Source organism: Streptomyces sp. NPDC002742 (assembly GCF_042888885.1).
In the GTDB taxonomy this organism is placed as follows: domain Bacteria; phylum Actinomycetota; class Actinomycetes; order Streptomycetales; family Streptomycetaceae; genus Streptomyces.
The window spans coordinates 235,570-247,816 of record NZ_JBIAQF010000012.1; the positions used below are offsets into that span (position 1 = coordinate 235,570).

General features: G+C 70.6%; 9 protein-coding genes and 1 pseudogene. 5 read left to right on the forward strand and 5 right to left on the reverse strand.

Translation table 11 applies throughout. The annotated features are described in order from the left end of the window. Window positions 1-18 precede the first annotated feature (18 nt). Entirely contained in the window at window positions 19-759 is a 741-nt protein-coding gene (locus ACFYW8_RS23295) for a FadR/GntR family transcriptional regulator (RefSeq protein WP_365871355.1), read from the reverse strand. A 289-nt stretch (window positions 760-1,048) separates the two neighbouring features. Between ACFYW8_RS23295 and ACFYW8_RS23300 the strand changes: the two genes are divergently transcribed. Genes ACFYW8_RS23300 through ACFYW8_RS23320 form a run of 5 tightly spaced genes read left to right on the forward strand, consistent with a single transcriptional unit; the run spans window position 1,049 to window position 7,717 of the window. Then, window positions 1,049-2,677: an ABC transporter substrate-binding protein gene (locus ACFYW8_RS23300; RefSeq protein ID WP_389079166.1), complete on the forward strand. Its 1,629-nt coding sequence runs from the start codon at window positions 1,049-1,051 to the stop codon at window positions 2,675-2,677. A gap of 19 nt (window positions 2,678-2,696) precedes the next feature. After that, on the forward strand, window positions 2,697-3,659 hold the full coding sequence (locus ACFYW8_RS23305; protein ID WP_365871209.1) for an ABC transporter permease: 963 nt from the start codon (window positions 2,697-2,699) through the stop codon (window positions 3,657-3,659). Then, window positions 3,656-5,632 (forward strand): dipeptide/oligopeptide/nickel ABC transporter permease/ATP-binding protein, encoded by a 1,977-nt coding sequence (locus ACFYW8_RS23310; RefSeq protein WP_389079171.1) that lies wholly within the window; start codon window positions 3,656-3,658, stop codon window positions 5,630-5,632. The genes ACFYW8_RS23305 and ACFYW8_RS23310 overlap by 4 nt, the downstream gene beginning before the upstream one ends. A 49-nt stretch (window positions 5,633-5,681) precedes the next feature. Then, window positions 5,682-6,782: an oligopeptide/dipeptide ABC transporter ATP-binding protein gene (locus tag ACFYW8_RS23315; RefSeq protein ID WP_389079176.1), complete on the forward strand. Its 1,101-nt coding sequence runs from the start codon at window positions 5,682-5,684 to the stop codon at window positions 6,780-6,782. Then, on the forward strand, window positions 6,782-7,717 hold the full coding sequence (locus tag ACFYW8_RS23320; protein ID WP_389079180.1) for a dihydrodipicolinate synthase family protein: 936 nt from the start codon (window positions 6,782-6,784) through the stop codon (window positions 7,715-7,717). The genes ACFYW8_RS23315 and ACFYW8_RS23320 overlap by 1 nt, the downstream gene beginning before the upstream one ends. A gap of 29 nt (window positions 7,718-7,746) precedes the next feature. Here the strand turns inward: ACFYW8_RS23320 and ACFYW8_RS23325 are convergent, their stop codons facing one another. From ACFYW8_RS23325 to leuA, 4 genes and pseudogenes are all read right to left on the reverse strand, one after another. Next, a complete protein-coding gene (locus tag ACFYW8_RS23325) occupies window positions 7,747-8,958 on the reverse strand; it encodes an exo-alpha-sialidase (RefSeq protein WP_389079185.1) in 1,212 nt (403 codons plus the stop codon). A 131-nt stretch (window positions 8,959-9,089) separates the two neighbouring features. Then, window positions 9,090-9,392, reverse strand: a pseudogene (locus ACFYW8_RS23330) (response regulator transcription factor); the annotation flags it as partial. Between the two features lie 145 nt (window positions 9,393-9,537). Continuing rightward, the gene (locus tag ACFYW8_RS23335; RefSeq protein WP_365871223.1) at window positions 9,538-10,233 is read right to left on the reverse strand and encodes a TerB family tellurite resistance protein; all 696 of its coding nucleotides are present in this window, start codon (window positions 10,231-10,233) and stop codon (window positions 9,538-9,540) included. A gap of 185 nt (window positions 10,234-10,418) precedes the next feature. After that, on the reverse strand, window positions 10,419-12,170 hold the full coding sequence (gene leuA, locus ACFYW8_RS23340; protein WP_389079191.1) for a 2-isopropylmalate synthase: 1,752 nt from the start codon (window positions 12,168-12,170) through the stop codon (window positions 10,419-10,421). Window positions 12,171-12,247: the final 77 nt, after the last annotated feature.

The following is a 12,247-nucleotide window of genomic DNA, read 5'->3' on the forward strand; positions in this document are numbered from 1 at the left end:
CCGTTCTGCCCGTCCCGCTCAGCTCACGCCGCGGGAGCCCTGGGCCGCCCGTGTCTCGATTCCCCGGAAGTGGTCGGCCATCGCGCGCTGGGCGCCCTCCACGTCCCGGACGCGCAGGGCGGTGAGGATGTCGCGGTGGCGGCGGGCCGTCACCTCCGGGGTGATGTCGTCGGTCCAGCCACGCACCACGGCGACCCGCCGGAAGACGGTCCAGAACGCGCCGAGCAGCTGGGGCACGAGCGGGTTGCCGAGCGAGGCGTACAGCAACTCGTGGAACTCGCTGTCGAGTTCGGGGAAGGAGCGGCCGTCGTCGCCCGCCGTCTCCATTTCCGTGACGACGGCTTCCAGCCGGTCCAGCTCCTCCTCGGTCAGCACCTGGGCGACCCGGCTTATCAACCCTTCCTCCAGCACCTCGCGGACCTGGAGGATCTCGGCGAGCGCCGCGGTCGGATCGTCCGGACGGGCGAGCGTGCGGAAGGTCAGTCCGTCGACGAACGGCGTCATGGAAGCCTCGCCGACATAGGTGCCGTAGCCGTGCCGGATCTCGACTATGTCGAGCGCCTGAAGGGCCTTGAGCGCCTCGCGGACCGAGTTGCGGCTCACGCCGAGATCGGTCATCAGCTCGGTCTCGGTGGGCAGCGGCGCCCCGGCCGGAAGCCCCTGGTCGAGGATCAGCTGCATGACCTCGCGCTGGATCTGACTGCTCACCCGGCGCTCGGGCCGCCGCCGGTTCCCGGTCTCCTCAGGCATGCGCCGCATCGTACGCTCGCTGGACATCGGACGTCCCACCTCCGGGCTGATTAAACGCCAAGTTCGGCCAACTGCCCTGATTCATACCGCCATTGGTCGCACCAGTGGAAGATACGCCATTCGTGTGCGATCCCTTGACCCTCTCCGCGCCCCCTCCTATGGTCGCGCTGCCCCCTATGACGTAGGACGTCGTATCTCCTGCTCCCCGGGCCACCGCACCGACCGCTCCACGGCATCGCACCGACGCTCCACCGCCTCACCGGACCGCTCAACTGGACCACTCCTTGCTGGAGGAACCGTGCGCGACGAGAACCGCACTCCGGCGCTGCACCGCCGGTCGTTCCTGAAGTACACCGGGGCCCTGGGCGCGGCCGCCGGCCTCTCCTCGACCCTTGCCGCCTGCTCGTCGGGACCGGAGTCCACGAACGACACCGGCGGTTCGGGCAGCGGCCGGAACGCCACCCTCACGGCCGTGATCGGCTACGGGAACGACGGCAGCTGGGATCCGACGCAGACCGCGTCCGCCTTCTGCATGGCCGCCAACAACCATGTCTACGAGGGCCTTCTCGACACCGACCCGATCTCCCGCGAGCCCTACCCGGCGCTCGCCACCCAGGTGCCCGCCGATCTCACCGGCACCTCCTGGAAGTTCACCCTGCGGGCGGGTGCCACGTTCCACGACGGGAAGCCGGTCACCGCCGACGACGTGGTCTTCGTCTTCGACCGGATACTCGATCCGAACACCCAGACCCTCGCCAAGGGCTTCTTCGCCAGCTGGCTGAAGGAGGTCCGGAAGATCGACGCGCAGAACGTCGAGCTGGTCCTCAAGTTCCCGTTCCCCGAGGGGATCTCCCGGCTCACCCTGGCGAAGGTCATGCCCAAGCACGTCTTCTCCCAGCCGGGTGCCTGGGACGACGCGATCAAGGGCAAGGCGATCGGCTCGGGTCCGTACCGGCAGACCGCGCACCACCCGAAGTCCAACACGACGTTCGAGGCGTTCGCCGCCTACAACGGGCCGCGCAAGCCCGCCTTCAAGAAGATGAACTGGCTGACCATAGTGGACGCCGCGCCGCGCGTCGCGAAGATCTCGGGGGCGAGCGCCGGTGCCCAGATCGCCGACAACATCCCGTACGCCAACATCCAGCAGCTCCGCAAGGGCGGCATGACCGTCCAGGGCGGCGCGGGCATGAACAACCTGTTCCTCATGTTCAACACCCGGCACAAACCGTTCGACGACGTCCGCGTCCGCCAGGCGCTGCACTACGCCATCGACACCGGCAAGATGGTCGAGGTCGCCCTCAGAGGGCACGGGAAGCCGTCGAGCTCCTTCCTCAACGAGGCCAACCCCTCCTACCGGCCCGCGAAGACCGTCTACTCCTACGACCCGGAGAAGGCGAAGAAGCTCCTGAAGGCGGCCGGGGTCAAGGGGCTGAAGATCGAGATCCTGTCGGTGAACGTCAGCTGGATCGTCGACTGCCTGCCGACCATCAAGGCGTCCTGGGACGCGATCGGCGTGCAGACGACGCTGTCCCCGCAGGAGACCACGGCCGTGTTCACCAAGATGGACCAGAAGCAGGACTACCAGGTCGTGGCCGCCGCCTCGAACCCCAACCAGTTCGGCCTCGACGCCGACCTGATCATGCACTACAACTACGGCCCCCAGAACCCCTGGATGGGCTATGCCCGTTGGGCCGGCGACCCGGTCGCCAAGCAGCTCTTCAAGGACATGGACCGGGCGACGCAGGAGCCCGACGCCGACAAGAAGAAGACGATGATCCAGGACTACATCGACGTCGTCGCCGAGCAGGCCGTTCTCTACCCGGTCGTGCACAACGAGCTGATGACCGCGTGGAATCCGCGCCGGCTCGCGGGGATAAGGCCCCAGCCCTACCCGGGCATCAATCTGCTGCAAGCCAAGTGGGTCTAGGCGACAAGGGAGTTGATACGTGGTCGCCATCGTCAGGATCCTGCTGCGCCGCGCCCTGCTGCTCGTGCCGCTGATGCTCGGGATCGTCCTGTTCGTGTTCCTGGTGATGCGGTTCTCGGACGTCGATCCGGCGTCGGCGTTCTTCCAGGGCGCCAACCCCACCCCGCGGCAGCTGCACGATTTCCGGGAGCAGAACGGCCTGCTCGATCCGCTGCCCGTGCGCTACTTCCACTTCGTGGGTGACCTGCTGCACGGCGACATGGGCACCAGCGCGCTGACCCGGGCGCCGGTCGCCGAACAGGTCACCACCGCGCTGCCGCTCACGCTCCAGCTCACCTTCCTGGGGCTCGGCATCGCGGTGGTGCTGTCGCTGCTCGGCGGGGTCACGGCCGCGATCTACCGCGACCGGCCGCCCGACCAGATCATCCGGGTGGTGTCCCTGACCGGGGTCGCCGCACCGGGCTTCTGGCTGGCGCTGCTCATGATCCAGTACCTCGCCGTCGACCAGGGCTGGTTCCCGACCGGCGGCTACGTCAACCCGGCCGACTCGCTGTCCGGCTGGCTGAAGACCATGGCGCTGCCCGCGCTCGCGCTCTCCCTGCCGGTCGCGGCCCAGCTCACCCGGATCGTGCGGACGTCCGTGGTCGAGGAACTCGACAAGGACTACGTGCGCACCGCGATCGGCAGCGGGCTGCCGCCCCGGGTGGTCGTCGGCCGCAACGTCCTGCGCAACGCCCTGATGAACCCGCTCACCGTGCTGGGCCTGCGCGTGGGCTATCTGCTGGGCGGCGCGGTCGTCATCGAGACGATCTTCTCGCTGCCCGGCATGGGCAAGCTGATGATCGACGCCGTGCAGAACGGTGACCCGGCGGTCGTGCAGGGCGTCGTCCTGACCACGGCCATCGGCTTCGTGGTCGTGAACCTCGTCATCGACATCCTGTATCTGCTGGTCAACCCACGTCTGAGGGAAGCGGCCCGATGATCACGCGGAAGGATCTGGCGGGGGCCCTCGTCCGGCCCGGTGTCCGGCTGCGCGGCTGGCGCAGGCTGCCGCCGCTGTCGCGGATCGCGGTCTGCTTCCTGGCCGTGGTCGCGCTGACGGCGCTGTTCGCCCCCCTGCTCGCGCCGCACGACCCGCTCGACCAGCAGCCTCAGGCGGACGGCACCGGGCATCCGTCGGCCGGTCACTGGATGGGGCAGGACAGTCTCGGCCGGGACATCCTCAGCCGGCTGATGTACGGGGCGCGCTGGTCGCTGGCGATCGGTCTCGGCGCCACCGCGCTCGCCCTGGTCGTGGGCGCGCTGCTCGGCGCGCTCGCCGCGACCTCGCGCAAGTCGGTCGACGAGACGCTGATGCGCTGCCTGGACGTCGTGATGGCGTTCCCCGGCATCGCGCTCGCCGCCGTGCTCGTCGCCGTGTTCGGGGGCGGCATCAACGTGTTGATCTGCGCCATCGCGTTCCTGTTCACCCCGCCCGTCGCCCGGGTCGTACGGGCGAACGTGCTCGACCAGTACGGCGAGGACTACGTCACGGCCGAGCAGGTGATCGGCGCCCGCACCCCGCACATCGTCCTTCGGCACGTGGCCGTCAACTGCGCCGCCCCGATTCTCGTGTTCTGCACCGTGCAGGTCGCCGAGGCGATCGTGTTCGAGGCCTCGCTGTCCTTCATCGGCGCGGGCGTACGGCCTCCGGACCCGTCCTGGGGCAGTGTCATCGCCGACGGCAAGAACATGGTGCTGACGGGCGGCTGGTGGGCAACCGTCTTCCCCGGCCTGCTGATGCTGGTCACCGTGCTGTCGCTGAACATCCTCTCCGAGGGTGTCTCCGACGCGTGGGCCGCTCCGGCCGCCCGGGAGGTGTCCGTACCGCCGGCCGAGGACCGTCTCGAAGCCCCCGAGCCGGGCAGCGGCACGGTCCTGGAACTGCCCGGTCTGGCGGAGGCCGCCGCGCGGCTGCGCGCACGGGCCCGTCCGCTGCCCTCGGGCCGGCAGCCCGTTCTCGCCGTCGAGCATCTGGCCATCGGCTTCGAGAACCGGCACAGCGGTGTGGACATCGTCGACGGCATCAGCTTCGAGGTGTATCCGGGCGAAGTCCTGGGCCTGGTGGGCGAGTCGGGCTGCGGGAAGTCGCTGACGGCCTTGACGGTCATGGGCCTGGAGCCGAAGGGCGCCCGGGTGCGCGGCCATGTCCGTTTCGACCAGCGGCAGTTGGTGGGCGAGCCGATGCGGGTACGGCGCCGACTGCTGGGCCACGAGATGGCGATGGTCTACCAGGACGCGCTGTCGTCGCTGAACCCGGCGATGACGATCAGGGCGCAGCTGAAGCAGGTGATACGGCGGGGCGGCAAGCGCACGGCGGCCGAACTGCTCGCTCTGGTCGGCCTCGATCCCGAGCGCACCCTGCGCAGTTACCCCCATGAGCTCTCCGGCGGCCAGCGCCAGCGCGTCCTGATCGCGATGGCGCTGTCCCGCGAGCCGAAGCTGATCGTGGCGGACGAGCCGACGACGGCCCTGGACGTGACGGTCCAGGCGCAGGTCATGGAGCTGCTGCTGCGGCTTCGGGCGGAACTGGACTTCGCCCTGATCCTCGTCTCGCACGACCTGGCGCTGATCTCGGCGGTCACCGACCGGGTCGTCGTGATGTACGGCGGCCAGATCGTCGAGACGGGGGTGACGGCGGACCTGGTGGAGTCCCCGGCGCACCACTACACGCGCGGACTGCTGGGCAGCGTCCTGTCCCTGGAGTCGGCGGCGGAGCGCATGACGCAGATCAGGGGGGTCGTCCCCTCCCCCGCCGACTTCCCGGCCGGCTGCCGGTTCGCCGACCGGTGTCCGATGGCGAGCGAGGTGTGCCGGACGACGGCGCCGGACCTGGTCGGCCCGCGCACGCACACGGCGGCCTGCCACCATCCGGCCGTCGACCTGGTGACCACGGAGAGCGAGGCCGTGAAGTGAGGATTCCGTCTGCCGTGAGGCTTCCGCCGGCGGCGGCCGAGGCCGTCGCATGACCGCGCCCGTGACGGGGGCCGAGGACCGGCGGACGGACGCGCTCGTCCGGCTCACCGACACGCACGTCGCCCACAGGGCGCGCAGCGGCGGTGTGTTCACCCGGGACCGGGTGTACGCCCTGACCGGTGCCGATCTGGCCATCGCGCCCGGGGAGACGGTCGGCGTCGTCGGCGAGTCGGGCTGCGGCAAGTCGACGCTCGCGAAGGTGCTGGTGGGGGTGCAGCGGCCGACCTCCGGCACGGTGACCTTCCACGGCCGCGACCTGTGGTCCCTGAAACCGGACGAGCGGCGCGCGGCCGTCGGCGGCAGCACGGGCATGATCTTCCAGGACCCGTCGACGGCCCTGAACCGCCGACTGCCCGTGCGCCGGATCCTGCGCGACCCGCTGGATGTGCACCGGCGCGGCACGGCGACCGAACGGGCCGACCGGGTAAGGGAGTTGATGTCGCTGGTCGGCCTGCCCCGGGCGCTCGCGGACGCGCTGCCCGGCCAGCTCTCCGGCGGTCAGCGCCAGCGGGTGGCGATCGCCCGCGCCCTGGCGCTGGATCCAGGCCTGGTGGTGGCCGACGAGCCGACGAGCGCACTGGACGTGTCGGTGCGCGCGCAGATCCTCAACCTCCTCCTCGACCTGAAGGAACGCCTGGGCCTGGCCCTGGTGTTCGTGTCCCACGACATCCAGACCGTGCGCCGGATGAGCGACCGGGTGATCACGATGTACCTGGGCCGGATCGTGGAGGAGTCCCCGGCCGGCGAGGTCACCGACGGCTCCCGTCACCCGTACACCCGGGCGCTGTTCTCGGCGACCCCGGGCCTGCTGGACCCGATCGAGCCGATTCCGCTGACCGGTCCCGTCCCATCGGCGACGCGCCCGCCGAGCGGCTGCCCCTTCCGGACCCGTTGCTGGAAGGCGGACGAGGAGTGCGCGACCCGGATGCCGGAGTTCACGGCCGCGTCGACCCCGGGTCACCGCTTCCGGTGTCACCATCCTGTCGAGGAGGGCCGGTCGACGCGCACCCTGGTCGCCCAGGCCGAGTCCGCCGCCGGGGCCACCGCCATGGCCGACGTTCCGTTCCAGCAGCACATCCGGGAGCCTTGATGACCTTCCCCGCCCCGCTGACCGGTGTCGTACCGCCCGTCTGCACGCCCCTGACACCGGACCGCGAGGTGGACGTCCCGTCGCTCACCAGACTGATCGACCATCTGGTGGACGGCGGGGTGCACGGCCTGTTCGTCCTCGGCTCGACGTCCGAGGTGGCCTATCTGACGGACGCGCAGCGAAAACTGGTGGTGGAGACGGCGGCGGGGCATGTCGCCGGTCAGCTCCCGGTCCTGGCGGGTGCGATCGACATGACGACACCGCGTGTCCTGGACCACGCGCACACCGCCCGCGCCGCGGGCGCGGACGCGATCGTCGTCACGGCACCCTTCTACACCCGCACCCATCCCGCGGAGATCGCCCGCCACTTCCGCCTCGTCGCCGCCCGCGCCGCGCTCCCCGTGTTCGCGTACGACCTGCCGGCGTCCGTCCACACCAAGCTGAGCCCCGAACTGGTCCTCGAACTCGCCGCCGACGGTGTCCTGGCCGGGCTCAAGGACTCCAGCGGTGACCTCGGCGCCTTCCGCACGGTCGTCACCGGCGCTCGTACGCACCCCGGTATCGAGGGTTTCACCGCGCTCACCGGGTCCGAGGTGGTCGTCGACTCGGCTCTGGCCCTGGGTGCGGACGGCGCGGTCCCCGGTCTGGCCAATGTGGACCCGGCGGGCTACGTACGACTGTACGAGCTGTGCGCGGCGGGCGATCGGGAGCGGGCACGGGCGGAGCAGGAACGGCTGTGCGAGCTGTTCGGCCTGGTGAGCGTCGGCGACCCGGCCCGGATGGGCGGCAGTTCCTCGGCCCTCGGCGCCTTCAAGGCCGCGCTGTCCCTGCGGGGCGTCATCGACTGCCCCGCGACGGCGGAACCCCAGGTGCCGCTGTCGCAGGGCGAGGTCGAGCGGGTCGGGAAGTACCTGGCCTCGGCGGGACTGCTCTAGGACGGTTTACCGGCCGGGGCCGGGCACCGCTACCCGAGCAGCCCGCTCACCGGCAGCCGTCTGAACTCGATGCTCTCGTAGGGTCCCGTGGCCCCGGTCTCGTAGAGGATGCCGACCCGGGAGGCGCCGAGCTGGACGAGGTCCGAGTAGGCGGCCCGCTGCGTGGACAGGGTGGTCGCCTTCACGAAGGTCGCGCCGCCGGTCGTGCTGCGCCAGACGGCCATGGACTGGCGGACGGTGGGGACGGAGGGGCCGGAGAAGAGGAGCGGGGCGAAGCGGCCGGCCGGCTGGAGGACGCTGCCCTGGACGACGGGGACGTCGTTCAGGGTGGGCTGGACGGCGAAGGGGCGGTCCAGGGTCTCGCCCCCGTCGCTCGAGTAGGAGTCGAGGCGGTTGCCGGGACTCGTTCCGTTCTGGTCGCGCGAGGTGAAGTAGAGCCGTCCGTCGGGGAGTTCGGCCACCGCGCTCTCATTGGCGTTGTCGGCCCCGTCGTACGAGTCGTCGACGAAGCCGAGCCGCCAGGTGACCCCGCCGTCGTCGCTGTAGAGCGCGTGCGCTCCGTAGTACCTGGGCTCCTGACCGGTGTCGGCGGACCCGGCGGGCGGGGCGGCGGAGTGGTTGGCCGGCACGACCAGACGCCCGGCGTGCGGTCCGTGGCGCAGGGCGATCGCGTGGCCGGGGCCGGTGGCGTACCAGCGCCAGCCCGGCAGCTTCGTCTGCGCCGTGATGTCCCGCGGGGCGGAGAAGTGCCGCCCGTCGTCCCGGCTGGTCTGGACGAAGACGCGCCTGCTGTGTTCCGCCGTGACCTCGCCCCGCATGATCTGCGCCTCGGTCACCGCACCGCTGTTGTAGGACGTGAGCAGGACGATCCGGCCGGTCCGGGGGTCGACCACCGGCGCCGGGTTGCCGCGGGTGTCACCGCCGCCGGACGCGACGACCCTGAGCGGGCTCCAGGTGCAGCCGCCGTCGGACGACCGTCTGAGGACGACGTCGATGTTCCCGGTGTCACCGGCGCCGCTGTGCCGCCCCTCGGCGAAGGCGAGCAGGGTACCCGCCCCGGTCATGACGGTCGCGGGGATGCGGTACGTGTCATAGCCCTCCTGGCCCGCGGTGTACGGGACGGAGGAGGTGCAGCCCCGGCCGGCCATGGGCGCGGCCGAGGCGGTACCGCCGGTGGCGGTGAGGGTGGCGAGGAGTCCGGCGGCGGCTGCGAACGCGACCACGCGGCTCATGCTGGTCATGGCACTCCCTGGGCTACGTCGACTGCATCGGACCTGGAACGTGGAACGTGGGACGTGGGATGTCCAGGTGAACCTAATGTGCCCCGGGTGACACGGCAATACCCGCTTTCTCACGGCATGGTGATGAGACGTCAGGTCCTTCCGATGGCGCGTCGGGAGTGCCGGACGGACGCTCGCTCAGTCCCGGCCCGCGTCTCCCGAGTCACCAGGCCCGACTCGTACGCCCCGATGACCAGCTGGGTCCGGTCGCGGGCGCCCAGCTTGCCCACGATGCGGCTGACATGGGTCTTCGCGGTGAGCGGGCTGAGTCCCAACGTGGCCGCGATCTCGGTGTTGTTGAGGCCACGCGCGACCAGGGTGAGCACCTCGCGCTCCCGCTCGGAGAGCCCCTCGGGGCCGCCCGCCGTGAGCGCGGGAACCGACGGGGCGCGAAGGGTGGCCCGGGGGCCGGACTACTCCCTGGGGAGTAGCGGCGGGGCGGGGCGGAGGGGGCCTGCGACGGTGTCCGCGCCGTGGCCGGGAGGCGGGGCGGGACTACGACGGCCTCCGGGCCTCCGCGCCGACGCCGGGAGGCGGGGCCTACGACGGTGTCCGGGCCGTGGCCAGGAGGCGGGTCACGTCGTCCGAGCAGATCGTCAGGGCCGCGCCCACGGTGGCGAGGACGTCCCGTTCGGCGGGGGTGTACGGGCCGTCGGCGAGGGCGATGCGGGCGCCCTGGAGGAGGATCGCCTCACGGCCCGTCGGGGCGAGGTGCGGGGCCAGCGGGTCCAGGGCCTCGTGCAGTTCTATGGCCAGGCTCGCCCCGCAGGGCTCGCCGAAGAAGCGGCCCGTGTCGGCGGCGAGGGCCTCGACGAGGGCGCCGAGCTGGTCCTGAGTGCAGTCGTCGAAGCCGGCCGCGCGGACGGCCGCTGCCGCGGTCTCCAGGGACGCGCGGGCACAGCCGCCGCCCGCCGCGAGCACCGCGAGGGCGACGGTGTGGACGGCGTCGCGGAGCATCGCGGAGAAGCGGGTGGTGGTGGGGTGGTCGAGGACGTCGGCGCCGTAGTGGTGCCCGCAGGCGGCGCATTCGACGACGGGCCCCGTCTCGCCGCGCGCGAGTACGGGAACACCCAGAAGGGTGAAGCGGCGTCGGCCCGCGAGCCGCTGGTAGTTGCGGTCGCCGCCGCAGCCGGGGCAGAAGAACTCCCCGTCGCCGACGGTGCTCCACGCGGTACGGGTGCCCAGGAAGCGGGGAACCTGAACTGCACGACCGTTTCGTCCCCATCCTGGCAGCACGTCGCACACCTCCGTAACGACACGGCAACATCGCCGCGCTGGCGTGATGTTAGCCACATTGTCGAGGTGTAGTCAGTACCTAGGACGAGACCTGCTCGTGACCTGCACACGGAATGGCCGGGACACGACACGGCCCCGCCCGCCTGAAAAGGCGGACGGGGCCGGAAAGAACCAGGTGAACGAGGTCAGCGGGCCGCGCGGTTGACGGCGGAGACGACGGCCTTCAGCGAGGCGCGTGTCGTATTCGCGTCGATGCCGATTCCCCACAGGACCTTGTCGCCGACCGCGCACTCGATGTACGACGCGGCCTGCGCGGAGGCACCCTCGCTCATCGTGTGCTCCTGGTAGTCAAGGAGGCGTACGTCGACGCCGATGGACTGCAGGGCGTCGAAGAAGGCGGAGATGGGACCGTTGCCGGTGCCGCTCAGGACCGTGTCGGCGCCGTCGACCGTGGCCTCGACGGTCAGCGTGTCCACGCCGTCCTTGTCCGTGGTGGACTGGCCGGTCCTGACCTGGATACGGCCCCACGGGTTGCCGGGGTTGGGCAGGTACTCGTCCTGGAAGGCCGCCCAGATGTCCTTCGGCGTGACCTCGCCGCCCTCGGCGTCCGTCTTCGTCTGGATGATCTTCGAGAACTCGATCTGCATCCGGCGCGGCAGGTCCAGCTTGTGGTCGTTCTTCAGGACGTACGCGATACCGCCCTTGCCCGACTGCGAGTTGACGCGGATGACGGCCTCGTAGGAGCGGCCGACGTCCTTCGGGTCGATGGGCAGGTACGGGACGGCCCACTCGATGTCGTCGACGGTGACGCCCTTGGCGGCCGCGTCGGCCTCCATCGCGTCGAAGCCCTTCTTGATGGCGTCCTGGTGGGAGCCGGAGAAGGACGTGTAGACCAGGTCGCCCACGTACGGGTGGCGCGCGTGGACCTCCATCTGGTTGCAGTACTCCCACGTACGGCGGATCTCGTCGATGTCGGAGAAGTCGATCTGCGGGTCGACGCCCTGCGAGAACAGGTTCATGCCCAGGGTGACCAGGTCGACGTTGCCGGTGCGCTCGCCCTGGCCGAACAGGCAGCCCTCGACGCGGTCGGCGCCGGCCATCAGCGCCAGCTCGGCGGCGGCGACGGCGGTACCGCGGTCGTTGTGCGGGTGGATCGACAGACACACGTACTCGCGGCGGGACAGGTGACGGCCCATCCACTCGAAGCGGTCCGCGTGCGTGGAGGGGGTCGAACGCTCCACCGTGGCGGGCAGGTTGAGGATGATCTCGCGGCCCGGACCGGGCAGCCAGACGTCCATGACCGCCTCGCAGACCTCCAGGGCGAAGTCCAGCTCGGTGTCGGTGAAGATCTCGGGGCTGTACTGGTACCCGAACTCGGTCTCGGGGCCCAGCAGTTTCTCCGCGTACTCGACGACCAGGCGGGTGCCGTCGACCGCGATCTGCTTGATGTCGTCCTTGGAGCCGCGGAAGACGACCCGGCGGAAGACCGGGGCGGTGGCGTTGTACAGGTGCACGTTGGCGCGCCTGGCGCCCTTCAGCGACTCGACGGTCCGCTCGATCAGGTCCTCGCGGGCCTGGGTCAGTACGGAGATCGTGACGTCGTCCGGGATCGCGGTCCCGTCCTCGATGATCGAGCGGACGAAGTCGAAGTCCGTCTGGCCCGACGCCGGGAAGCCGACCTCGATCTCCTTGTAGCCCATCTTCACCAGCAGGTCGAACATCTCGCGCTTGCGCGCGGGCGACATGGGGTCGATCAGTGCCTGGTTGCCGTCGCGCAGATCCGTGGAGAGCCAGCGGGGGGCGACGGTGATCCGGTTGTTCGGCCAGTCGCGGTCGGGGATGTCGACCTGGTCGTACTGGCCGTACTTGTGGACCGGCATCGACGTGGGCCGCTGACGGTTCGGGCGCGTGGGCTGGCTGCTGTGGCTGTTCGCCATGATGCGTAGGCTCCTCAGGATGTCCGAAAGGACGGCCGACGGCGCAACGCCAGACTCCGCGGGGAGGGGGTCGGCCT